This window comes from Paenarthrobacter sp. NyZ202 (assembly GCF_049860755.1).
Lineage (GTDB): Bacteria > Actinomycetota > Actinomycetes > Actinomycetales > Micrococcaceae > Arthrobacter.
The window spans coordinates 1,463,726-1,488,543 of record NZ_CP187556.1 but is presented as its reverse complement, the minus strand read 5'-3'; the positions used below and the strand labels follow the sequence as shown (position 1 = coordinate 1,488,543).

The window sequence follows — 24,818 nt, the reverse complement described above, 5'->3', positions numbered from 1 at the left end:
AAGTACCCCATCACGACGCCGGCCCCGCACCAAACGGTGCGGGGCCGGCGTCGTTGTTGGGGTACTTAGGCCACGTTGTTCTCGTAGTCCGTGTCCTTGGTTTCGCGGGTAAGCCAGAGCGCGACGAAGGTGATGACGGCGGCAACTGCCATGTAGACCCCCACCAGCCAGGTGCTGCCGTTGGCGGCTGACCACAGGGCGATGGCGATGAAGGACGCAGGAGCTGCACCGATCATGGAGGACAGGTTGTAGGCTACTGCTGATCCCGTGTAGCGGACGTTGGCGGGGAAGAGCTCGGGCAGGATTGCTGCCATGGGGCCGAACGTCAGGCCCATGAGCGTAAAGCCAACAATCAGGCCCACCATCGCGGCTGCCTGGCCCGGTCCGAACATGGTGAACCACAGGGCGCCGAACACGAAGATTCCGGCGGTGACGCCCAGCAGGAACTTGCGGCGGCCCCACTTCTCGGCAAGGGGCCCGGAGACCACCGTAAAGATACCGAAGAAGACGACACCGAGGATCAGCATCCACAGGAAGTCGGACCGCGGAATGCCGAGGCCGGGAACATAGGCCGCGATCTGTTCTGCCGTCATCGCAGTGCCGGTCTTCTCGGCCGCCGCTTGCGCGCCGGCGAGGGTGGGCTTGGTGCCGTAGGACAGCGTGAACGTGGTCATGATGTAGAAGAGCACGTAGGTGGCCAACATGATGAACGTACCGGCAACCACGGGGCGCCAGTGCTTCTTGAACGTGGCGCCCAAGGGCAGCTTCTGGACCTTGTCCTGTTCGATGACCTTAGTGAAGGACGCGCTCTCCACGAGCTTGAGGCGGACGTAGAGGCCAACGATGACCAGCACGGCGCTCAAGAGGAATGGCACTCGCCAGCCCCAGGCCAGGAACTGCTCGGCAGTCAGTGCGGTGTTCATCCAGATGAAGATGACGTTGGCGATGATGAAGCCGATCGGGGCACCCAGTTGCGGGAAGGTTCCGTAAATGGCGCGCTTGCCTTCAGGAGCGTTCTCGGTGGCGAGCAGGGCCGCACCGGACCACTCGCCACCCAAGGCCAGGCCCTGGAAGAACCTCAGGACAACCAGCAGCAGCGGTGCCATGATGGCCCACCCGGGCAGCGAAGCCTCCGGAAGGAGACCGATCAGGAACGTGGCGATACCCATGGTCAGCAGCGAAGCGACCAGGGTGCCCTTGCGGCCGATCTTGTCACCGAAGTGGCCAAAGACCACGGCGCCGATGGGCCGTGCGAAGAACGCAACGCCAAAAATGGCAAAGGCACTGAGAAGGGCGTTGATGTCGGTGGCGTTGGGGAAGAAGAGTTTGGGGAAGACGAGGACCGACGCGGTGGCGTAGGCGTAGAAGTCGTAGAACTCGATCGTCGTGCCGATCAGGCTGGCGAAGATCACCCGGCCCCGCGAGTTCACCGGCTTGGTGGACTCACCTTCCTTGGAGGGTGCAGTGGAAGACATGTGTAGTAGCAGCTTTCGTTCACGCCGGCCGGTGCCCTGCGACCCGGTCGGCGACGGAATATTCGAGAGTTCAATAATAGTTCCCGGAGTCCATTGAATGGACAACAAAGTCCACGATCCGGACTGACAGGAAATTTCCACACTGTGGGCGGCGCCACAACCTCACCATCGTCTCACGTCCCCGTGACCCCGCAGATAGGGAAATGTCACAGCACGTTTACAAACCGCGACGGTCCGCGAAATGAGCGCTACCTACCTTGGGATAACACCGTCCCCCATCAAGGAGGCACTCCCGTGACTGTTGACCGCACCGCAGATGCACTGGCCCCCACCCAGTCCACTGCCACCGCTCCCGCCCTTGAACACCGCCCCGGCCGCTGGATCGCCAACTGGGACGCCGAAGACAAAGGGCAGTGGGAAGCCGAAGGCCGGTCCATCGCCAAGCGCAACCTCTACTGGTCGATCTTCGCCGAGTTTCTGGGCTTTGTTGTCTGGCAGCTCTGGTCCATCGTGGTGGTCCAGCTCCCCGCAGCCGGATTCACCTTCGACACCAACCAAATCTTCTGGCTCATCTCCATCCCCAGCCTGGTAGGCGCCACGCTCCGCATTCCCTATACCTTCATGGTCCCCAAGTTTGGCGGCAGGAACTGGACCATCATCTCGGCCCTGCTGCTGCTCATCCCGTCCACAGGCCTTGCGATCTGCGTCTCCAACCCGGACACGCCCTTTGGCGTCATGCTCCTGATGGCAGCGCTGGCGGGCTTTGGCGGCGGCAACTTCGCCAGCTCCATGGCCAACATCACCTTCTTCTACCCCGCCCGCGAAAAGGGCTGGGCACTGGGACTGAACGCCGCGGGCGGAAACCTGGGTGCCGCCGTCGCGCAGCTGGTTGTTCCCATCGCCGTGACGGTACTTGCCGCTGGAACCGTCAACCTGCCCATGGCCGGCCTCATCTGGATTCCCTTGATCCTGATTGCCGCCTTCGGCGCCTGGAAGTACATGAACAACCTCACCAGCGCCAAGGGTGACGTCGCCGGATCCGTTGCTGCCATCAAGGAGCCCCACCTGTGGATCATGGCCTTCCTGTACATCGGCACGTTCGGCTCGTTCATCGGTTTCGCAGGTGTCTTTCCCAAGCTCATCAAGGACTACTTCCCGGAGTTCTCCTCCATCCATGTCGGCGCCGTGGCCCTGTCCCTGGCCTTCCTGGGTCCGTTGGTCGGTTCCCTGGCCCGGCCGTACGGTGGCCGCATGGCAGACCGCATGGGCGGTGCCCGCATGACCATCACCGCGTTCGCCTCGATGGCAGTCATCACGTTGACCATGATCTGGACCCTGCCGTTGAAGAACTTCTGGCTCTTCCTGGGCCTGTTCCTCCTGCTGTTTGTTTCCAGCGGCTTCGGCAACGGTGCAACGTACCGCATGATCCCGGTGATCTTCGCGACGTCCAGCCGCGCTGCCCGCTCCGGTGCGAGCAGTGCAGCCACGGCCCGGCTCGCGGCCTCATCCCTGGGCCTGATCTCCGCCATCGGTGCCTACGGCGGGTTCGTCATCCCGCAGGTGCTCAATGCTTCCAACTCCGCCGCAGGCTCTTACACCCCGGCCTTCTACGGCTTCGTGGCCGCGTACGTCCTGATGCTCATCGTCTGCTGGGCCTGCTACATCCGCCCCGCCCGGAAGCGCAACACGATCGGACACATCTAGATGCCAAACGGCGCCGATACCCACTGCCCATACTGCGCCCTCCAGTGCGCCATGACGCTGACCCCGGCTGCGGCTTCGGCCCCGGCCGGGGCAGTGCCCGCACGCGCCGGAGAGCCGGACCAGCCCGCCGTTCCCCTTGAGGTTTCCGGGCGCGACTTCCCCACCAACCGTGGCGGGCTGTGCCGCAAAGGCTGGACATCGGCGTCGTTGTTGCGCCACAACGGCCGGGTCACCGAACCGATGTTGAAAGGCTCCGACGGAGTCCACCAGCCGATCTCCTGGGACCAGGCCCTGGCGCTCATCACCGCGGCCGTCAAGGAAACGCAACAGCAGTACGGGAACGACGCCGTGGGAGTTTTCGGCGGCGGTGGCCTCACCAACGAGAAGGCGTACATGCTGGGCAAGTTCGCCCGGCTGGCCCTGCGTACGTCCCGCATCGACTACAACGGCCGGTTCTGCATGTCCTCGGCAGCCGCAGCAGGCAACAGGGCTTTCGGCGTAGACCGCGGGCTCCCGTTCCCGGTGACCGACCTGGACTCGGCATCCGTGATCCTCATGCTCGGCTCGAACGTCGCAGAAACCATGCCTCCCTTTGTCCAGCACCTCCAGGGCGCCCGCGACCGCGGCGGGTTGATCGTGGTGGACCCCCGCCGCTCGGCTACTGCAGCGTTCACGTCCGACGGCGGCGGCCTCCACTTGCAGCCGACGCCCGGTACCGACCTGGCCCTCCTGCTCGGCATCTCCCATGTGGTGGTGCACGAGGGATTTGTCGATGCGCAGTACGTTGCCCAGCGGACTTCCGGCTACCCGGAGTTGGTGCGAAGCCTCGCAGCTTTCTGGCCCGAGCGCGTCCAGTCGATCACCGGCGTGCCTGCCACCCTCATCCGCGAAACCGCACGCCGCCTTGCCCAAGGCGCCCGTGCCGGGGGTAGCTACATCCTCAGCGGCCGGGGCGTGGAACAGCACGTTGACGGCACGGACACAGCAACCGCCGCCATCAACCTGAGCCTCCTGTTGGGCTTGCCCGGATCCGCGCGCAGCGGCTACGGCACGCTGACCGGGCAGGGCAACGGCCAGGGCGGACGCGAACACGGCCAGAAAGCTGACCAGCTCCCCGGCTACCGCAAGATCACCGACCCGGCCGCGCGCGCCCACGTCGCGCAGGTGTGGGGCATCGACGAATCGCTGATCCCCGGACCGGGACTTCCCGCCGTCGAACTCCTCAAGTCCCTCGGAAAGCCCGACGGCGTCCGGTGCCTTTTCGTGCACGGCGCCAATGTGGTGGTGTCGGCACCGGACACCAACGCCGTCACTGCCGGCCTCCGGGACTTGGACTTCCTGGTGGTGTGCGACTTCTTTCTATCCGAGACGGCCTTGGAAGCGGACCTGGTGCTGCCGGTGACGCAGTGGGCGGAAGAGGAAGGCACCCTGACCAACCTGGAAGGCCGGGTGATCCGGCGTCGTCGGGCCATCACTCCCCCGCCGGGCGTTAGAAGTGAACTGTGGCTCATGGCTCGCCTCGCCGGGCTCCTTGGGGCGCCATCCACCTTCAGCGAAGATCCCGAGACCGTGTTCGAGGAACTGCGTCAGGCTTCTGCCGGCGGGCTGGCCGACTACTCCGGCATTGATTACGCCATGCTGGACCGCGGCGAAGCTGCTTACTGGCCGTATCCCGTCGGCAGCGGTGGAACCCCCCGGCTGTTCGCCGATGCCTTTGCCCACCCGGACGGGCGCGCCGTGATGGTTCCGGTGAAGCCGTCGAGGCGGGCTGAACGGTCGTTTGCGGACGACTCGTTGGCACTGGCAACCGGCCGCTTGTTGGAGCACTACCAATCCGGAGCCCAGACCCGGCGCGTTGCCGAACTGCTGGCGGCCCAACCCCAGGTCCGGTTGCTGATCCATCCTGCGACGGCTGCTTCGCGCGGGATATCGGAGGGCGATTACGCCACGGTCACCAATGAGCGCGGCGAAGTGCTGTGCCGCGCTGAACTGAGCAACGCCGTCCGGCCCGACACCGTGTTCCTGCCCTTCCACTTCCCCGGCCAGGAGAACGCCAACCGGCTCACCGAGGCCGCAACCGACCCCATCTCCGGCATGCCGGAGTTCAAGACCAGCCGGGTGTGGGTCCGGCGGGCAGCGTCCACCCCGGTCCCCGCCGTCCCTCAGGATGCGGGCCTGTCATTGCACGCCAAGGAGGCTTCATGAGCGAGCGCATTGTTGTTGTCGGATTCGGACCGGTGGCCGCGAGGTTGGTGGAGGAACTGGCTCCTGCCGTCCGCTCAGGCCTTGTGCAACTGCTGGTTGTGGGGCAGGAAACCGAAGCCGCCTACAACCGGGTGATGGTGGCAGAGCTAGGCGTCGGGCGCACTACTGCTGAGGCCCTGGCGATGGCCGACGCCGCAGAGCTGGAAGCTGCGGGAGTGGAGGTCCGGCTGGGAACCAAGGTCCGGAGGATCGACCGTGCCAGGCAGCAGGTAGTGCTCTCCGATGGGACCCGTGAGCACTATGACCGGCTGGTCTTCGCCACGGGCTCGCGACCCGTCATTCCGAACCTCACGGGACTGAACCCGGACCCCTCCGGCCCGGTTCTTCCCGCGGGCGTGATCACGCTCCGGGACCTGCAGGACGCGGCCGTGCTGCGTTCGGCTGTTGCCGGCCGCAAGCGCGTAGTGGTTCTCGGTGGTGGTGTTCTGGGTCTTGAGACCGCGTTGGCTGCCTCCGAGGAAGGCGCCCGGGCAACCGTGGTGCACAACGGGCCCTTCCCCTTGGGCCGCAGCATCGACCGCGGCAGCGGATCGGTCCTGACCAACAGCCTCCGGGCCAGCGGGGTCCGCATGGCCGGCAACGCCCGGTCCACGGGGGTGGAAACCTCCGGGCCCGGCGGGTCTTTCTCCGCCTTGCTGCTGGACGACGGCTCGGCGATCGACGGCGACCTGCTGGTCTTGTCCTGCGGCGTGCGCCCACGGATTGAGTTGGCCGAAGGGTGCGGGCTGCCCGTTGGCACGGGAATCCTTGTGGACCACCACCTCCGCACCCACCACGAGCCGCACATGTTCGCCATCGGCGATTGCGCGGAGGTGCGGTGCGCCGATGCTTCATGCGTTGAATGCCGGACAGCCAGCGGCCCCTCCGGCTTGGTGGGACCGGGATGGCGCCAGGCCGAGTGGCTGGCCGAATACCTGACGGTCCTGGCCCGCGAGGGACAGGAAACCGCGGATTCGGTGGCGGGCCTGGCTGCCGAGAAACCTGCCGTGATCGTCCTGAAAGCCCGCGGAATCAACCTCGCCCTGGCCGGCGACAATCAAGCTGACCCGTGGGATGAAGAACTCCTGGAAGCCGGAGCCGCAGCAGGACGACCCCGCCGGCAGGTGTCCCAGTGGGCCGACCCCGAGCACGGACGCTACGTCAAGATGACCACGCGGGGCGGAGTGCTGGAAGGGCTGGTCGCCGTTGGTATGCCCAGGACCGCTGCTGAGCTGGTTGTCCTGTTTGAACGGTCCTCCGAGCTTCCTGCAGACCGTTCCCTGTTACTGCGCCTCGACGGGCCGGACCAACTGGACGGGAGCGCCGAGAGCAACGACCCCCAACGCACGGTATGCCGGTGTGCAGGTGTCAGCGCGGCCGCCATCGGGGAATCCGTGGCGGACGGCTGCTCAACCGTGGCCGGGGTTTCCAAGGCCACCCGCGCGGGGACGGGGTGCGGCGGGTGTCACGAGGACATCAAGGGCCTCATCGAGAAGCACTTCCAGGCTGCGGCTGCCTGAACTCCCCCGCCCCTTGGCGCCCAGTTCGCTGGAAAGCTGCGGGAACGCCGGAAGTTTCCGGGCACTCCGGCTGGTTTCCGGCGAACTCGTGGCCTGCGCGCCGAGCCCAGACCAGCCAAGCGCCCTCGAAGCAAGAACTACATGTGCACGTGCAAACGGCGCGCTGCCTCGGAGATGGAGCCGGTCAGCGAGGGGTAGACCGTGAAGGCACTCGCGACGTCGTCCACGTGCAGCTTCTGCGTCACGGCCACGGAGATCGGGAAGATCAGCTCGGAGGCGTTCGGTCCCACCACCACGCCGCCAATCACGGTGCCGGAACCCTTGCGGGCGATGATCTTGACGAAACCGTCCTTGGTATTGCGCATCTTGGCGCGGGCGTTGCTCAGCAGGGACAGCATCACTACATCGCCCTGGTACTTGCCTGAAGCCAGGTCCGCCTCGGACACACCGACGGACGCAATCTCCGGGGAGGTGAAAATGTTGGACGCCACCTGGTTGAGTTTGAGGGGCTTCACGCCATCACCCATGAAGTGCGCAATCGCGATCCGGCCCTGCATGGCGGCAACCGATGCCAGGGCGAACACGCCCGTGCAGTCGCCGGCAGCGTAAATGTTGGGAGCAGTGGTCCGGGAAACGCCGTCCACCTTGATGTGGCCCGACTCCGTCAGCGTCACTCCGGCTTCCTCAAGGCCCAACCCCGCCGTGTTGGGAATCGAGCCGACACACACCAGGCAGTGGGAGCCCGTGACGACCGAGCCGTCACCCAAGGTGACCTTGACGCCGTCGTCCGTCCGCTCAACCGCACTGGCACGGGAGCGGGACAGGACGCGCACGCCTCGACGCTCGAAAACGCCCTCCAGGAGCTTGGCGGCATCGGTGTCCTCGCCGGGGAGGACCTGGTCGCGGCTGGAAATCAGCGTGACTTTGGAACCCAAGCCGTTGTAGGCGGAGGCGAACTCGGCGCCGGTCACACCGGAACCCACCACGATCAGTTCCTCGGGAAGCTCGTCCAGGTTATAGATCTGCGCCCAGTTGAGAATACGTTCCCCGTCCGGCTTGGCCGTGGGCAGTTCCCGCGGGTGGGCGCCGACTGCCAGCAGGATGGCGTCGGCGTCGATGGTGCGGGTGCCCTCGAGGGTGAGGACCTCGATCGTGTTGTTGTCCAGGAGCTTGCCGGAGCCGATGACGATGTCAACGCCCAGGCGTTCGAGGCCGGCACGGATGTCGTTGGACTGGCCGCGGGCAAGATTGAGCACGCGGTCGTTGATGTGTTTGAGGTCGGCGTGCGGCTTGGATGCGGAGTCGTCGAACTTGACGCCCAGCTCATCCGCCTCGGCGACGCGGGTCATGAGGTCCGCCGTGGCGATGAGGGTCTTGGACGGGACGACGTCGGTCAGGACGGCCGATCCGCCCAGGCCCGCCCGTTCGATGATGGTGACTTTGGCGCCGAGCGAGGCGGCCACCATGGCGGCTTCGTACCCGCCGGGACCACCTCCCAGGATCGCGATTCGTGGGGAACTGAAGTCAACTTGGGTGGTCACAATTCTCAATTCTTCCGCATACACGCTTCGGCTGCCAGTCAGCCAAGCCTCACCCGCGTCAGGCCTCCAACGCAAGGTCCGCGCCGCCGTCGGACGCGTCCCTACCGGAACCCGGCAGCCGCACGGTAGCTTGTACCAGTGAGTAACACTGAGCTGATGAACACAGACCCCTTTGAAGCCGCCAAGGATGCCGCGGACTACATCGCCTCGGAGACCGGCGTGGAGTCACATGATGTGGCCCTGGTCCTCGGATCCGGTTGGGCCGAGGCTGCGGACCTGATCGGCGAAACCACCGCGACACTCAGTGCCTCGGAGGTTCCCGGCTTCCACAAGCCCGCCGTGGTGGGGCACGTGGGCACCATCCGCTCCGTATTGACCAGGGAAGGCAAGCGCGCACTGGTCCTGGGTGCCAGGACCCACTACTACGAGGGTCGCGGCGTCCGCTCCGTGGTCCACGGCGTCCGGACGGCGGCCGCGGCCGGGTGCAGGACGCTGGTGCTCACCAACGGTTGCGGCGGCCTCAAGGAGGCCTGGAACCCCGGCACCCCGGTCCTCATCAGCGACCACATCAACCTCACTGCGACGTCACCGCTGGAGGGAGCCACGTTCGTCGATCTCACCGACCTCTACTCGTCGCGGATCCGCCAGCTGGCCCGGGAAGTCGACCCATCCCTCCAGGAGGGTGTCTACGCCCAGTTCACGGGACCGCATTACGAAACGCCGGCCGAAGTGCAGTACGCCAAACGGATCGGTGCGGACCTGGTGGGTATGTCCACAGCGCTTGAAGCCATCGCGGGCCGCCACGCCGGCATGGAGGTATTCGGAATCTCGCTGGTCACCAACCTGGCAGCCGGGATCAGTCCGGTTCCGCTGAGCCACGCCGAGGTCCTGGAGGCCGGGGAGGCCGCCGGACCGCGGATTTCCACATTGCTCGCGGAGATCATCGCCAAGCTCTAGCTATTCGGCAGGACCCGGATCAGGTGCAGGGATACCCACCCGGATAAACACCGGCACACTGGAAACCCCGTCCACCGTGGCCGTGATACTGGCCTCGCCTTGCCCGCCGGCCCGGACCAGCCCGGAAGAACTGACCGATACGAAGACCGGTCGGCTGGATGCCCAGGAGATTACGGGTTTGCCGGGCCTTCCGTCGCTGTACCGCACTGCCGCGGTCAGTTGGAGGCTGGCTCCCGGTTGGAGCGCGTGCGGCCCTGCGGGACTCACGACGACGGCCACCGCCACGTGCTCGACCGTCACCTTGGACTGGGCCCGCCATTCACGGCCATCCTGGTCCACATGGACGGCTTCCACCAAGGTTTGTCCGACGCTCCGGCCAGCCAGGAGTCCGGTGGCACTGACGGTAGCGACCTGCGGGTTGCTGCTGGACCAGGCCACGTCGGTTGCGGGCGCCGAGGTGCCGTCAGAGGATGCGGCGATGGCTGTCAGTTGGACACTCTGCCCTTGTTTGACGGTGACCTCGGCCGGGTCCACGGAGAAGCCGGTCACCGCAACCGGTGGCGGGGTGGTCACGGTGATGCGCGCCGTGGCCTCAAAGCCGTCGTGGGCGGCGATGATGTCCGTGGCCCCGGGCCGTCCACCGGTCACCAGGCCGTTCCCGTCCACCCTGGCTGTTCCCGGGTCCGCCGACGACCAGAAGGCTTCAGCGTTGAGTTGCCCCAAGGCCCCGTTGCTGTAGTTTCCCTCGGCCGTCAGCTGCACCTTGCCGCCCACGTCCACGGACGCTTCCCCGGGACGGATGGCCAAACCGGTCAGCGCAGCACCATCGGGCGTGGTGACAGTGAGCTCGAAACGTCCGGAGACGCCGTCGAACGTTGCCGTTACGGCAGCCGAGCCGGGCGCAACCGCCGTGACCTCCCCTGTAGCTGCCACTGCCGCTACGGCCGGATTCTCCGAGGCCCAGGCGAGCCCCTCCGTTATTGACCTGCGGGTGCCGTCGCTGTAAGCCGCCTCCGCCTCAAGTTGTGCGGATGCTCCCGGGAGCAGGGTGTTGGATGGACCGGTCACGGTCAACGACTCTGCGGCGGCAGCACCCGAAACCAGGATGCGGGCCGTCACCAGGCCGGCAGCCAGCACCAGCGCCGACACGATGACCACCACCCAAGTCCGTATCAGCCTGCGGCGGACCCGCGCCATGCCTTCGGACAGGGCGCCGTCCATGTCTGCGGGGTAGGTGCGGACATGGCTTGCAGCCTCGGCCAGCAGAAGTTCCCTAAGCTCGCCTCTCATGGCGTGCCGGTCTCCAGCGCCAGGTGCCTGGTCCGGGCACCGGCTTCGGCCAGTTCCTTGCCAACCTCTGCCGGTTTCCGTCCGGTGATGCCTGCGATTTCGGTAACGGTCAGCTTGGCGAATTCGTGAAGGACGACGGCGACCCGCTGGTCGTGCGTCAGGCCCGCCAGCAGGCTACGGTCCCGTTTGGGGTGTTTCGTCCTGCCCTCCGCCGTGAGCAGCCACTTGCGGTAGTTCCCCAGGATTTCCACGTACAGGCACAGGGTATAGACGCGCAGCTGCGGGGTGACCGGCCCCTTCCACGCACCCGAAGCCTGGGACCAGGCCGCTTCCAGCATCCGGCGTGCCTGCTCCGGGTCGCCGCACAGCAGATGTGCACAGTATTCAAGGTCGCCTTTTTGTTGCTCGAAGACGCTGCGGAATTCGGCGTGCCTGTCCTTCAACGCCGGACCCAGTTTCACGGTGGGCGTCAGCCCGAGCTCCACCTCACGGATGACGGGCATGAAGACGGCGACGGCAAGGGCAAGGAACCCGGCCCCGATGAGGACGCCTGCCTGGATGCCCACCGGAAAGCCCCAGGGATAGGCGGGCGCCAGCCAGCCGAAGGCTATGACGCCAAGGGCAAGTACTCCGATCACCAGCCGCAAGGGAGTGATCGAGGAGCGCCATCTCCGCTTGGGAACTTCACACATGGGCACCAGCCATCCGGAAGTACCGGGCCTGCCATAGCACCGGGACTGCTACTAAATTGTACGTCCATCGATTGGAGTTGAGCACCCAACTAGGTCGCATTAGTGCGCGTTTTGAGCCTCCAAAACGCGCACTAATGCGACCTAGTTGGGATGGCGGATACGGGAAGGACCACCGCGCCGTCAAGTCACATGGGCACGAAGTAAACGGACTGTAAATTCCGGGAATCCCAAGGCTCTTCGAAGAAATATTTGACCGGCCATTGCCGGTTCTGGCACGCGCGCGTGTTGGCAGTGTAAGCGCTTGCATATAGATGTCAGACAACCTCGGAAAGCTGCCGAAACACGCTTTGAGTTTGAACCTCACACGTGTTTAGCGTGGAGTGCCTCCGGTAAGTCGACGTGCCGGAGCACCGGCTGCGGGCATCAATCGGATCCCGCCGCACCCTCGAAACGATGGCGTCCCTCGAAGACGCCACCAGCGGCTCGGGCGGACACCTGACTGGAGAGCCCCCTTCACGGGGAACCAGGGCATGCGCCCCACTCCACGAAGTCCAACACTCCGCGAGAAGAGCAAGCATGAACACGCACTCAACCCCTCAACGGCCACGCCGCCGGCTGCGCAAGGCGACCGCCTTGGCAGCGGCCGCAGGCGTAGCCGGCAGCATCCTGCTGGTGACACCTGCTGCGCAGGCCAACCTGCCGGCCGACCCGCCGTCGAACACCATGCCGGCACCCACGCCCGGCTTCCCGCTGCCGACCAAGCACACGCAACAGGCCTACGATCCGGCAGCAAGCTTCACCTCCAAGTGGACCCGCGCCGACGCCAAGCAGATCATGGCGCAAAGCGACTCCACCGTGGCTCCCGGTGAGAACTCCATGAGCCCCAACGTCACCATGCCGGAGATCCCCAAGGACTTCCCGGCCATGAACGACGACGTGTGGGTCTGGGACACCTGGTCCCTGACCGACGAGCACGCCAACCAGATCAGCTACAAGGGCTGGGATGTCATCTTCGCCCTGGTCGCCGACCGCCACGCAGGCTACGGCTTCGACCAGCGGCACTGGAACGCCCGGATCGGCTACTTCTTCCGCAAGACCAACGCCGACCCCAACAAAGACAAGTGGAACTACGGCGGGCACCTGTTCCTGCCCAACTCCTCGATCGGCAACACCGAATGGTCGGGCTCCACGCGCCTCATGCAGGGCAACAAGATCAACGTCTTCTACACCGCCACCACCTTCTACGACGTGGCCGAGCGGAATGCCGGCGGCGGCGGTATTGCCCCGGACGCGGTGATCGCCAAGGCGCTGGGCAACATCCACGCCACCAAGGACGGCGTGACATTCGACGGCTTCCAGCACACCAAGCTCCTGGAGCCCGACGGCAAGTGGTACCAGACCAAGGCCCAGAACCCGGGCTTCGCCTTCCGCGACCCGTACACGTTCGAGGACCCGGCCCACCCCGGCAAGACCTTCATGGTCTTCGAGGGCAACACCGGCGGAACCCGCGGCCAGTACAAGTGCAAGCAGGAAGACCTGGGTTACCGCCCCGGCGACCCCAACGCTGAGACCCTGGACCAGGTGAACAACACCACCGGAGCCTGGTACCAGACCGCCAACGTCGGTCTCGCTGTGGCAGACAACAAGGATCTGACCAAGTGGAGCTTCCTGACCCCGATCCTGTCCGCCAACTGCGTCAACGACCAGACTGAGCGTCCGCAGATCTACATCCAGAACGAGGACGGCAAGAACAAGTACTACCTGTTCACCATCAGCCACCAGTTCACCTACGCAGATGGCATGCGCGGCCCGGACGGCGTTTATGGCTTTGTGGGTAACGGCATCCGTTCCGACTACCAGCCCGTGAACAACAGCGGACTGGCCCTCGGTTCGCCGACGGACCTGAACATGCCCGCCAACGCCCCGGAAGGTCCGGACCCGCGCCAGAACGGCCGCCAGTTCCAGGCCTACTCGCACTACGTGCAGCCCGGCGGCCTGGTCCAGTCGTTCATCGACAACGTGGACGGCGTCCGCGGCGGCTCCCTCTCCCCCACCGTGAAGATGAACTTCAAGGCCGGCGTGACCCAGGTTGACCGCAGCTTCGGCAAGAACGGCCTTGGTCCGTTCGGCTACCTCCCCACCAACGTCCGCGTCGGCGGCGAGGGTCTCTACAAGTAATACCCGGCCCACAAGGCCCGGCGGGGGTTCGCCGGTCACCAGCCGGCGCACCCCCGCCATCCCCCCAACCCCAGGATTTACCCATGACTTTCCCCAGCCACCGCCTGTCCCGCCGCCAACTGCTCGCAGCAAGTGCCGCCGTCGTGGTTTCCTTCACGGCCGCCTCCTGCACCGCGCCACGCACCAGTGAAAGCACGACGCCGGTACCCGCCTTGGGCGGGCCGCAGTCTTCCGCGTCGGATCCCTGGCGGCCTGCCGTCCACCTGACGGCCTCGAAGAACTGGCTCAACGACCCCAACGGCCTCGTGTTCCACGACGGTACATACCACGCGTTCTACCAGTACAACCCGCGCGGAAACTCGTGGGGCAACATGTCCTGGGGGCACTCCATCAGCAAAGACCTGGTGCACTGGGAGGAACGTCCCGTGGCCATGGAAGCGGGACCGGAAGAAGAGATCTTCTCCGGCTGCATCGTGGTGGACAAAGACAACGCATCGGGCCTGGGATCCGCGGAAAATCCGCCCATGGTGGCCCTGTATACGAGCGCCTACGGCAGGAACGGCAGGCTTCCCCAGGGTGCGCAGGCGCAATCGGTGGCGTTCAGCCTGGACAACGGGACCACGTGGAAGAAGTACCACGGCAACCCGGTCCTGAACCTCCAGCCCACCAACAACAACTTCCGCGATCCCAAGATCACCTGGTATGAACCGGGCCGCTACTGGGTCATGACCACGGTGGTGGCCGACGCCCAGGTGGTGAAGATGTTCAAGTCCACGGATCTGCTGCAGTGGGACTTCCTCAGCGACTTCTCCGGCGTCGGCGCCCAGGGCGGACTGTGGGAAGTACCTGAACTGCTCCAGATGCGGGTCGAAGGCTCCACGGCCAGGAAGTGGGTGATGCTGCTCAGCATCAATCCCGGTGGCATCGCGGGAGGGTCGGGGATGCAGTACTTCGTGGGTGAGTTCGACGGCACCACGTTCACCGCGGAAAATGCCGCCGCACCCGATGCACCCCTGACCGAATCCCAATGGCTGGACCATGGTGCCGACTACTACGCCGCCAACTCGATCACCGGCGCTCCCGGCGGCAAGCCCATACTGCTGGGCTGGATGGGCAACTGGGACTATGCCCAGCACGTTCCCACCACGCCCTGGCGCGGATCCATGGCGATTCCACGTGAGCTCACCCTGGTCCGCGGGGAGCAAAGGCTTGAACTGCGCTCGGCGATTGCCGCGGCAGCCGTCAGTGCGCTGGAAGCCAAGGGCGGGGCCGACGTCAAGGACCTCACCGTCGATTCCGAGGTGCGGGAGCTGCCGCTCACGGCACGGAGCCAGCTCCTGGATGTGGAACTTGACCTGGGTACCGCCACCGAAGCCGGGATACTCCTCCGGCGTGCATCCCATGATGGCCCGGGGGAAGGCGCAGATGGAGGGCTGAGGATTTCCTGGAATGCCGGGTCCCGCACGTTGAAGGTGGACCGCTCGCAAGCCGGCACCACCAATTTTTCGGAGAATTTCAGTCCCTGGCACGAGGTCCGCCTCCCAGCCTCGGAGCGCACAGTCCGCCTCCGGATCCTGCTGGATTCTTCGTCCGTTGAGGTATTTGCGGAGGACGGCCAGGCCGTGGTTTCGGACACCTTCTTCCCAGGCTGGGACAACCTGGGCACGGCCGTCTTCAGCATGGACGGCGCCGCCTCCTTCAGCGTCAGGTCGCGGACACTCCAGCCCTGACGTGGGACGGCACCGTGCCCGCGGGCAACCCGACTTCCCCCTTTTGCGACCGGAGGGGGAGGCAGGACCCCCATGCGTCGTTGTAGTTTGGTGCTTATGACATCGAGCGATGCCACCCTTGACCAGCTGATCGACCAGGCCCGTGAGTGGGCCGCACAGGACCCGGACCCCGTCACCGCCGCGGCCCTCCGCGATCTGGCCCACGCCGCCGGAGCCGGTGACGCCGGTGCAGCCCAGGAACTGGGTGACAGCTTCAGCGGCACCCTGCAGTTCGGCACGGCCGGGCTCCGTGCAGCCCTCGGCCCCGGCCCCAACCGGATGAACCGCGTGGTAGTGCGCCGGGCAGCGGCGGGTCTGGCGGCTTTCCTGGCCGAAACGGTCGGGGCGGCTTCACCCGGAACCCGGCCGCGCGCCGTCGTGGGCTTTGATGCACGCTACAACTCCGATGTCTTTGCCCGCGAGACGGCGGCAATTTTCACGGCCGCCGGGATCGAGGTGTTCCTCATGCCGGACGCCCTGCCGACGCCGGTACTCGCCTATGCGGTCCGTGCACTGGACTGCGACGGCGGCGTGATGGTGACCGCCAGCCACAACCCACCGCAGGACAACGGATACAAGGTGTACCTCGGCCGGCACGCCGTGAGCGAGAGTGGCCGCGGGGCCCAGATCGTGGCTCCGTACGACTCCGGGATCGCGGCAAAGATCGATGCCGTAGGAACACTGGATTCCATCGCGCTGGCAGATGAAGGCTGGACCGTGCTGCCGGATTCGATCGTCAATGACTACCGGTCAGCCATGGCGGACCTGGTGGACAGGGAGCACTTCCCCGCCCGCGACCTCAAGATTGTGCTGACTCCCATGCACGGCGTAGGCGGTGACACTGCTGTGTCTGTCCTGCGCGCTGCGGGCTTCACCGATGTGACCCTGGTGGCAGAGCAAGCCCAACCGGATCCGGACTTCCCCACCGTCGCGTTCCCCAATCCCGAAGAGCCAGGCGCGCTGGACCTGGCGCTGGCCACAGCGGCGGACCTTGGCGCGGATATCGTCCTGGCCAATGATCCCGACGCCGACCGGGCGGCCGTTGCTGCGCTGGACCCGGCGACAGGTGCGTGGCGGATGTTGCGCGGTGATGAGGCAGGTGCCCTTCTGGGCGCCCACATCGCGGCACGGCTGGCTGCGAACGCCACAGGTGACGAAGCCCCCGAAGGTGTCTTCGCGAACTCCATTGTGTCCTCACGGCTGCTGTCCCGGATCGCCGCCACCGCAGGCTACGCCCATGTGGAAACCCTGACGGGCTTCAAGTGGATCTCCCGCGTTCCCGGACTGATTTACGGCTATGAAGAAGCCTTGGGCTATTGCGTGGCACCGGACCTGGTGCGCGACAAGGACGGCATCTCCGCGGCCGTCCTGATCGCTGAACTGGCTGCCGCTGCCAAGGCCGGGGGCAGGACGATCTTCGACACCCTTGACGAGCTGTATTTGGTCCATGGGCTCCACGCCAGCGACCAACTGAGCATCCGGGTGGCAGACCTTGGGTTGCTGGATGCCATGATGAACCGCCTGCGGGTCACCCCGCCCGAAGCGTTCGGAGGGTCCGCCGTCGAGGTATTCACGGACCTCGCCGAAGGCAGCGCGGACCTGCCGCCCACCGACGGTTTGCTGTACCAGACCCGCGACCAGAGCCGCGTGATCATCCGGCCCAGCGGCACCGAGCCCAAACTGAAGTGCTACCTGGAAGTCATCCAGCCCGTGGAATCCGCCGCCGAACTTCCGGCGGCACGCCAAGCAGCGCGGACATCCCTGGACGATGTCCTCCGGGATGTCCGCGAAGCGCTGGGGCTCTAGAGCCCGATCTCGATGAACCCGTCCACCAGGCGCGTGGCATAGGTCGCGAGCTTGAGCTCCGGGTTGGTGAAGCACTCGCCCGTTTCGAGGTCGTAGACCTCCTTGTGCAGCGGCGAGGCGATGGTCGGGCGGCTGCCGCGCGATCCGATGATGCCCCGCGCCATGACGTTGGCCAAGGTTGCAGGGTCCTGCTGGGCGACGGCGAAGACCTCACCCGGGGCGGTCAGGAACAGGGCCACTTGCGTGCCCTGGATCAGTGCCGCCTCGCCCCAGGCCGGTTCGAGCTCGTCCACCGGGCACACGCGGTGCCAGGTTGCTGTGGCGGACAGGTTCTCTGCGCGGTCAAGAATTACGGTCATTTCAGCCCCTCTCGCTGTGTCCGGACGCCGGCATCTTCCACCTGCACTCCCCCGGACGGGCCACGTTCGCGGCCACTCCTTCACGCTAGGACGCGGGTGTTTCATCAGGTGTCCGCGTATGTGTCCAGCGCGTAAAAGAGACCTCACGCGGCCGGAAACGCGTTCGTGATGCAGAAGTTAAGATCACGAAACAAACGGGAAACTGAAGCGAAACTGCCCCTCCCTAGGCTGGTTCCACAAGTTGCGGAGATCCGTCTGCGACCTTTGCGAAAGGCCCACCAGTGACCGGACACACTTCAAGTACAGAAAACCTGCGCCGCATCGTGGTTGTCGGAGGCGGCCCTGCAGCCCACCGTTTCACCGATGCCATGGTCAACCGTGGGCTTGAAGGTTGGCAGGTAACAGTGCTCACGGAGGAAGCCCACCTTCCCTACGACCGTGTGGCCTTGAGCAAGGCCCTCACCGAGACCGGCGTGGACCTCACCCTGGGTGCGGCGTCCATGTGGGACCACGAGGCAGTGACGCTCAAGACCGGCGAGCGCGCCGTCAAGATCGACACCGTAGCCAAGAGTGTCCTCACCGCTTCCGGCAACAAGTATGAGTACGACCAACTGGTGGTCGCTTCCGGCTCGGACGCAGCCCGGCTCCCCATTCCCGGTGCGGAGCACACGCATGTTTACCGCACGCTTGAAGACGTGTGGGCCATTAATAAGGCCATTGCGGAACTCGGTGCAAAGCTCGGCCGCAAGGTCAACGCCGTCACCATCGGCGGCGGCCTGCTGGGCCTGGAGTCCGCCGCCGGAACCGAACAGCTCGGCGCCAACCCTGTGGTGATCAACGGCTCACCGTGGCTCATGAACACCCAGCTGGACGAGGGCGCAGGCCAGGCGCTGGGGCGCCTGATCGAGGCAAAGGGCTTCGAGGTCCACGGCGGCGTCTTCCCTTCCGAAGTCGTAACGGACGACGACGGCCAGGTCACCGGCGTGCTGATGGCGGACGGCCGCACCATCCCCGCTGACCTGGTGATCGTGGCCATCGGTGTGAAGCCGCGCGACGAGCTTTTCCGTGCCGCCGAAGGCGAAGAGCAGCTCTTCAGCCTCGGCCAGCGCGGCGGTGTAGTCATCAATGACTTCTGCGCCACCGAAGTGGAGAGCATCTGGGCGATCGGCGAGGTAGCGAACTTCGGGGGCATGTGCCTGGGCCTCGTGGCCCCGGCCAACACGATGGCAGAGATCGTGGCTGACCGGCTGCACGGCGGCCAGGCAACGTTCCCTGGTTTCGATACCGCCACCAAACTGAAGCTCTCGGGTGTGGACGTTGCCAGCTTCGGCGACGCTTTCGCCCGCACGGAACATTCCCTGGAAATCGTCTACGCCGACCCTGCCCGCGGTGTCTACCAGAAGATTGTCACCACCGATGATGCCAAGACGCTTCTGGGTGGCATCTTCGTGGGCGACGCTTCCCCTTACATGAGCCTCCGCCCGTTGCTGGGCCGTGAACTTCCGGCTGAACCGGGTGCCTTCCTGAGCGCTGCCGGTGGTGGCGAGGCTCCGGAAACCGAACTTCCGGACGACGCGATCCTCTGCTCGTGCAACAACGTGGCGGCCGGTTCGATCCGCGACGCCATCAACGGCTGCGGCACCTGCGAAGGAAACGCTCCGGTGCAGGAACTCGGTGGCCTCAAGGGCTGTACCCGGGCCGGCACCCAGTGTGGATCGTGTGTTCCCATGCTCAAGAAGCTCCTTGAAGGCGAACTCAAGAAGTCCGGGATCGAGGTTTCCAAGGCTCTTTGTGAGCACATCAGCCTCTCCCGCCAGGAACTCTTCGACGCCATCCGGGTCCTGGAGCTCACGTCTTTCGAAGACATCATGGCCAAGTACGGTACCGGCGCCGGCTGCGACATCTGCAAGCCGACCATCGCCTCCATCCTCGCCAGCCAGCACTCCGCCTACGTCCTTGATGCCGGCCGTGGCACCCTGCAGGACACCAACGACCGGGCTTTGGCGAACATGCAAAAGGACGGCACCTACTCGGTTGTCCCCCGGATTGCCGGCGGTGAGATCACGCCCAAGGGCCTCGGTGTCATTGCCGCCGTGGCCGAAAAGTACGGCCTCTACACAAAGATCACCGGTGGGCAGCGCATTGACATGTTCGGGGCACGCCTTGAGCAATTGCCCGAGATCTGGAAGGAACTGGTGGACGCGGGCTTCGAGTCGGGCCAGGCCTATGGCAAGAGCCTGCGCACCGTGAAGTCCTGTGTCGGTTCCACGTGGTGCCGCTTCGGTGTCCAGGATTCCGTGCAGATGGCCATCGCCCTCGAACTGCGCTACCGCGGCCTGCGCAGCCCGCACAAGCTGAAGATGGGTGTTTCCGGTTGCGCCCGGGAATGCGCAGAGGCCCGCGGCAAGGACGTGGGAGTCATCGCCACGGCCGACGGCTGGAACCTCTATGTGGGTGGTAATGGCGGCGCCACTCCGGCCCACGCCCAGTTGCTTGCCAAGGACCTGGATGACGAAACCCTCATCAAGTACATCGACCGTTACCTCATGTACTACATCCGCACGGCAGACCGCCTGCAGCGCACCGCCCGGTGGCAGGAAGAACTCGACGGCGGGCTGAAGCACGTTGAGGACGTGGTGGTGAACGATTCCCTGGGTATTGCCGAGGAACTTGAAACCGCCATGGCCAAGCACATCGACACCTACGAGGACGAGTGGGCCGAGACCCTGAAGGACCCGGAACGCCTCCGCCGTTTCCGTTCGTTCGTCAACGCTCCCAACCAGAAGGACGACTCCATCGCGTTCGTTCCCGAGCGTGGCCAGATCCGACCCGCCACCAACGAGGAAAAGGGCAGCGTGCTGATCGCTTCCAGCATCCCCGTCCGCAGCACCGCCGGCGCAGAAAATTAGGGGTAACCAATGCAGCTCACCATCGACCTGACCGACCGGGACGTCCTTGTTGCCGGTTCCGACACCATGGCCCGCCAGGCCGTCCGCCGCTACCGGAACGCCGGCGCCGTGGTGCACAGGATCAGTGTGCCCTCCGCCGCCGCCTGTGACGGTCTGCTCGCCCGCCGTCCGTTCCTGGTTGCCGTGGTGGACGACGGCGATGCCGGCTGGCTGCCGCTGGTGGAAGGCTGCAAGGAAGCCGGCATTCCCGTGGCCTTTGAACCGGCAGCCGGCGAAGAAGGGCACGTGACCCTGGTGGGCGGAGGCCCCGGCGCACTGGACCTCCTGACGGTGGGGGCGCTGGATGCCCTGCGGGATGCCGACGTGGTGTTCTATGACCGGCTGGCGCCCTATCAGGAACTGGCCGACCTCACCTCCGCAGAGCTGGTAGACGTCGGCAAGCAGCCGGGCCACCACAAGGTGACTCAGCGTGACATCGAAAAGCTGATGGTCGAGGCCGCGCTTCTGGGCAAGAACGTGGTGCGACTCAAGGGCGGCGATCCCTACGTCTTCGGGCGCGGCGGCGAGGAAGTGGCAGCCTGCGTTGCCGCCGGCGTCCCCGTGCGGGTGGTCTCCGGCGTTACCAGTGCGATCTCCGTTCCGGCGGCGGCCGGGATCCCCGTGACGCACCGCGAGGTCAGCCACATGTTCACCGTGGTCTCCGGCCACGCACCACTCACTGACAAGGAGCACCTCCACTTGGCAGGCCTTGGCGGGACCATCGTGGTCCTGATGGGCATCGGAACCCTCCCCCAACTGGCCGCCGGGCTCCGCCGGGCCGGTATGAATGCCGATATGCCCATGGCTGTGGTGGAGCGCGGATACCGCCCCGGCCAGCGCACCACAATCGCGGACCTGGGTACCATCGAGACGGCTGCAACCGGCTGCAGCAACCCGGCCGTGCTGGTCATTGGCGAGGTGGTCAGGGTGGCTGAAGCCAACCGCAATCATGCCCAAGCCTCTGCCGAACTGAGCCGACTCGCCGCTTCCCTCCTTGAAGCCTGAAGGTAAAACCATGACTGTTACCCGTGCCCCTGAAGCACAGGATGCCGTAGCTTCACCTGATGCTGCCGAATCAGCCGAATCTCCCTTGGACGGTTTCCGCATCGGCGTCACCTCGCACCGCCGTTCCCGGGACCTTATCGAGGCCCTCGAACGCCGCGGTGCGAGCGTGCTGCATGCCCCTGCCCTGAAGATCGCTCCAGTCCAGGAGGACCTGGTGTTGATCGAGGACACCCGGACCATCATTGAGGCCAGGCCGGACATCTGCATCGCCACCACCGCCTACGGCATGCGCCGCTGGTGTGAAGCCGCCGACTCGTTCGGCATCGGCGAACAACTGCTGGAGGCACTTTCCGCCTGCCGTATGTTTGTCCGGGGACCCAAAGCCCGCGGTGCCGTGCGCGCGGCCGGGCTTGCCGACGTCGGAATCAGCAGCGACGAAACCACGGCTACCCTGGTGGATATGCTGCTTGCTGAAGGCGTCCGCGGCAAGACTGTTGCGGTGCAGCTGCACGGCTACACCGACGTCCGGCAGCTGGAACGACTGCGCATGTCCGGAGCCAACGTCCTGACCGTGACGCCGTACCGCTGGGTCAAACCGGACGGGGAAGACAAACTCCCGCGCTTGATCGAGGCCGTGGTCAGCGGAAACCTGGATGTGCTGACCTTCACCAGCGCACCGGCTGTGGATGCCCTGTGGAGCACCGCCCATGAGATGGGCCTGTACAGGCAGGTCATCGAGGCCCTGAAAGGACCGGTGACCGTAGCCGCCGTCGGGCCTGTGACCGCGCAGCCGCTGGTTGATGCGGGCCTGACGCCCCTGATCCCGGACCGGTTCCGCATGGGAGCCTTGATCCGGCTGGTCACCGAGCACTTGTCCCTGAACCATGTGCGCCGCGTGGAAACGCCCTCGGCCACCATCGAGCTGCGCGGACGGTGCCTGCGGATCAACGGCGATGTGGTGGACCTGGCTCCTGCTCCCCTGCTTCTCCTGCGGGCTTTGCTGGGGGCCGGCGGCGCTGTGCTCTCCCGTGAGGCGTTGTCCGACCTTCTTGATCTTCGCGGTTCCGTCCACGCTTTGGACATGACGGTCAGCCGGCTGCGGTCCTCGCTGCCGGACGGGAAGCTGGTGGAAACCGTGGTGAAGCGCGGGTACCGGCTCCGCATCTAACTGGTGGTGCACCCCGCTACGCCGCCTTCACCAGGGGAAGCTCATCCCAGTTGGTGGTGTAGCGGGGGCTCAGCATGCCCCGTTTCATGGACCAGTCCGGCCCGCCCCTGATGCCGGCATGGCCCAGGCCAATGGAGCCGCGCCCGTAGCGCTTGCTGACAGTTTCCAGCAGCGTTCCGATTCCACGTTCCTCGTGGCGGTTCTCGAAGACCTCCAGCGGCTTTTGGTTGCCGCTGGGACGGAGGTCCGTGACCATGATGCCCGCCTTCGCGTAGCGGACGCCGTCCTGGATCCTGGGCAGCAAGGCGTGCGCGGCCTTGGTCAGGAGTACCGGGTCCGCGGTGGGCATGGGCAGCCGCACATTGACGCTGGGGAACGATGTGTCCCGGGGGTTGTACACGGATGTGGCAGCAAAAGCGGTGAGGAGTTTGGCTTGCAGATCGTGTTTGGCAAGCCGGGCACTGGCCATTTGGCCATAAACGCTCAGCACCTGCCGCAACTCCGCCGCACTGGTGATGGGCGTTGAAAACGAGCGAGAGAAAATCAGTTGGTCGCGTCCTATCCGTTCCTCCTCCATGGGGATGCACGGGGTGCCCTGCAGTTCCAGGACGGTCCGCATCATGACGATCGAGAATTTGTCCCTGAGGGCAACCGGATCCGCCCTGACCAAATCCAGGATCGAGAAGATGCCCATCGCATTCAACCGCTTGGTCAGCCGGGTAGCCACACCCCAGATTTCAATCACGGACAGCCGCGCCATCAGGGCTTCCCGCTGCTCTGCGGGTACCGATTCCCAACGGCACACACCGTCGAACGCCGGGTTGTGCTTGGCCCACTTGTTGGCGAGCTTGGCGAGCGTCTTGGTGGGAGCAATCCCCACGCACACAGGGACTCCCACGTGCCTGCGGCAGGCGTCCTTGATGGTCCGGCCGAGTTCCAGGAGTTGGTTTGGGCCACCCTTGACCCCGAGGAAGGCCTCGTCAATGGAATAGATCTCCTGCCATGCCGAGTACCGGCCCAGCAACTCCATCACCCGCGAGCTGATGTCCCCATACAGCTCGTAATTGCTGGACAGTGCAACGAGTCCCCACTCCCTGGCCCTGGGTGCCAGCTTGAACCACGGGTCCCCGAGCCCGATCCCCAGCTTCTTGGCTTCCGGGGATCGGGTGACGGCGCATCCGTCGTTATTGGAGAGCACAATGACGGGTTTGCCTTCCAGCGCCGGGTTGAACGCGCGTTCGGCAGAGGCATAAAAGCAGTTGATATCCACATGGGCGATCTCCTGCATCCGGTGCATGATGGTTGGCTTGGACACTTTCCCTCCCGGCTCTACCAGATGAACGTTCGCGCGGTGAAGCGCGACACGGCTCAACTCGAACAAATATTCGAATACTTCCACTGTAGATCGGGGCACCGACAAAAAGGGAGCACCCGGCTGCCGGCCATGGTCGGACGGCAGCCGGGTACGGCCTAGAGGTTGGCCAGCAGCTGCTGCATTTCCTTGATTTCAGCTTCCTGGGCGGCCACGATGTCCCTGGCCAGTTGCACCGCCTCGGCGTTCTTGCCATCGGCGGTTTCGGCCTTGGCCATCGTCACGGCCCCCTCATGGTGGGCGACCATCTGGCTCAGGAACAGCTTCGCGGCCTCCACGCCCTGGGCCGCTTTGAGCCTGGACAGGTCTTCTTCACTCATCATGCCGTCCATGCCGTGGTCGCCGGTCATCATGGTGGGCTCGTTCCAGCTCTTCAACCAGCCGGTCATTCTCTCGATTTCAGGTCCTTGGGCGTCCTTGATCCGGGTCGCCAAGGCGCTGACGTCGGCAGGGATTCCCTGCTTGGCAAGGATCATCCCGCTCATCTCCACCGCCTGGGCATGGTGCGGGATCATCATCCGGGCGAACATCGCATCAGCGGCGTTATGGTCACCCGCCGCCGTGGCGGAGGACGAGGGCATCATGGATGAGCCCATGCTGCCATGGTCCATGCCCGGCATGGAGGTTCCGGACGATCCCGGGGTATTGGTGGAACATCCAGCCAGCGTTATGGCTGCGGCGACGGCAACGGCAGAGAGGGACAAGAACTTCTTTGTGTTCATCAAAAGATCCTTCACAAACGGTCACGGCGGCACGGCCCCCATGACAGGTATCAGCGGAGCTCTGCCCG

Annotated in this window: 17 protein-coding genes; 10 read left to right on the top strand and 7 right to left on the bottom strand. The window is 65.3% G+C overall.

Annotated features, from left to right (window positions below; genetic code table 11):
* Positions 1–65: 65 nt before the first annotated feature.
* Positions 66–1,475, bottom strand: a complete 1,410-nt coding sequence (locus ACPFL9_RS06985; RefSeq protein WP_426006635.1) for an MFS transporter — start codon at positions 1,473–1,475, stop codon at positions 66–68.
* A gap of 294 nt (positions 1,476–1,769) precedes the next feature.
* Between ACPFL9_RS06985 and ACPFL9_RS06980 the strand changes: the two genes are divergently transcribed.
* From ACPFL9_RS06980 to ACPFL9_RS06970, 3 genes are read left to right on the top strand one after another with little or no spacing between them, the layout of a single operon-like run.
* On the top strand, positions 1,770–3,179 hold the full coding sequence (locus ACPFL9_RS06980; protein WP_426006633.1) for an MFS transporter: 1,410 nt from the start codon (positions 1,770–1,772) through the stop codon (positions 3,177–3,179).
* Complete coding sequence (locus tag ACPFL9_RS06975; protein WP_426006631.1) at positions 3,180–5,384, top strand: molybdopterin oxidoreductase family protein; 2,205 nt, start codon at positions 3,180–3,182, stop codon at positions 5,382–5,384.
* A complete protein-coding gene (locus tag ACPFL9_RS06970; protein ID WP_426006630.1) occupies positions 5,381–6,943 on the top strand; it encodes an FAD-dependent oxidoreductase in 1,563 nt (520 codons plus the stop codon). The genes ACPFL9_RS06975 and ACPFL9_RS06970 overlap by 4 nt, the downstream gene beginning before the upstream one ends.
* Positions 6,944–7,080: 137 nt before the next feature.
* On the opposite strand, the gene ACPFL9_RS06965 is transcribed toward ACPFL9_RS06970, so the two are convergent.
* A complete protein-coding gene (locus tag ACPFL9_RS06965; RefSeq protein WP_426006629.1) occupies positions 7,081–8,484 on the bottom strand; it encodes an NAD(P)H-quinone dehydrogenase in 1,404 nt (467 codons plus the stop codon).
* A 156-nt stretch (positions 8,485–8,640) separates the two neighbouring features.
* On the opposite strand from ACPFL9_RS06965, the gene ACPFL9_RS06960 reads away from it, so the two are divergent.
* A complete protein-coding gene (locus ACPFL9_RS06960) occupies positions 8,641–9,441 on the top strand; it encodes a purine-nucleoside phosphorylase (RefSeq protein ID WP_426006628.1) in 801 nt (266 codons plus the stop codon).
* Here ACPFL9_RS06960 and ACPFL9_RS06955 read toward each other — a convergent pair whose 3' ends face one another.
* Both ACPFL9_RS06955 and ACPFL9_RS06950 read right to left on the bottom strand, forming a co-directional pair.
* A complete protein-coding gene (locus ACPFL9_RS06955) occupies positions 9,442–10,731 on the bottom strand; it encodes an Ig-like domain-containing protein (protein ID WP_426006627.1) in 1,290 nt (429 codons plus the stop codon). It lies immediately after the preceding gene.
* Complete coding sequence (locus ACPFL9_RS06950; RefSeq protein WP_426006626.1) at positions 10,728–11,423, bottom strand: hypothetical protein; 696 nt, start codon at positions 11,421–11,423, stop codon at positions 10,728–10,730. Before ACPFL9_RS06950 ends, ACPFL9_RS06955 begins: the two co-directional genes overlap by 4 nt.
* A gap of 576 nt (positions 11,424–11,999) precedes the next feature.
* Here ACPFL9_RS06950 and ACPFL9_RS06945 point away from each other — a divergent pair.
* The 3 genes from ACPFL9_RS06945 to ACPFL9_RS06935 all read left to right on the top strand — a co-directional run bounded on the left by ACPFL9_RS06945 (position 12,000) and on the right by ACPFL9_RS06935 (position 17,176).
* A complete protein-coding gene (locus ACPFL9_RS06945) occupies positions 12,000–13,601 on the top strand; it encodes a glycoside hydrolase family 68 protein (RefSeq protein ID WP_426006625.1) in 1,602 nt (533 codons plus the stop codon).
* Positions 13,602–13,684: 83 nt separating this feature from the next.
* Entirely contained in the window at positions 13,685–15,331 is a 1,647-nt protein-coding gene (locus ACPFL9_RS06940; protein WP_426006623.1) for a glycoside hydrolase family 32 protein, read from the top strand.
* 96 nt (positions 15,332–15,427) lie between these two features.
* Positions 15,428–17,176 carry a phospho-sugar mutase gene (locus ACPFL9_RS06935; protein ID WP_426006622.1) on the top strand — a complete coding sequence of 583 codons (1,749 nt, stop codon included), beginning with the start codon at positions 15,428–15,430 and terminating at the stop codon, positions 17,174–17,176.
* Here the strand turns inward: ACPFL9_RS06935 and nirD are convergent.
* The gene (nirD, locus tag ACPFL9_RS06930) at positions 17,173–17,535 is read right to left on the bottom strand and encodes a nitrite reductase small subunit NirD (protein ID WP_426006621.1); all 363 of its coding nucleotides are present in this window, start codon (positions 17,533–17,535) and stop codon (positions 17,173–17,175) included. The genes ACPFL9_RS06935 and nirD overlap by 4 nt on opposite strands.
* A 281-nt stretch (positions 17,536–17,816) precedes the next feature.
* On the opposite strand from nirD, the gene nirB reads away from it, so the two are divergent.
* From nirB to ACPFL9_RS06915, 3 genes are read left to right on the top strand one after another with little or no spacing between them, the layout of a single operon-like run.
* Entirely contained in the window at positions 17,817–20,444 is a 2,628-nt protein-coding gene (nirB, locus tag ACPFL9_RS06925) for a nitrite reductase large subunit NirB (RefSeq protein WP_426006620.1), read from the top strand.
* A 9-nt stretch (positions 20,445–20,453) separates the two neighbouring features.
* Positions 20,454–21,488 (top strand): uroporphyrinogen-III C-methyltransferase, encoded by a 1,035-nt coding sequence (gene cobA, locus ACPFL9_RS06920; RefSeq protein ID WP_426006619.1) that lies wholly within the window; start codon positions 20,454–20,456, stop codon positions 21,486–21,488.
* Positions 21,489–21,498: 10 nt separating this feature from the next.
* Positions 21,499–22,656 carry a uroporphyrinogen-III synthase gene (locus tag ACPFL9_RS06915; RefSeq protein ID WP_426006618.1) on the top strand — a complete coding sequence of 386 codons (1,158 nt, stop codon included), beginning with the start codon at positions 21,499–21,501 and terminating at the stop codon, positions 22,654–22,656.
* Positions 22,657–22,672: 16 nt separating this feature from the next.
* Here the strand turns inward: ACPFL9_RS06915 and ACPFL9_RS06910 are convergent, their stop codons facing one another.
* Complete coding sequence (locus ACPFL9_RS06910) at positions 22,673–23,953, bottom strand: Y-family DNA polymerase (RefSeq protein WP_426007507.1); 1,281 nt, start codon at positions 23,951–23,953, stop codon at positions 22,673–22,675.
* A 173-nt stretch (positions 23,954–24,126) separates the two neighbouring features.
* Positions 24,127–24,750: a DUF305 domain-containing protein gene (locus ACPFL9_RS06905; protein WP_426006617.1), complete on the bottom strand. Its 624-nt coding sequence runs from the start codon at positions 24,748–24,750 to the stop codon at positions 24,127–24,129.
* Between the last annotated feature and the right edge of the window lie 68 nt (positions 24,751–24,818).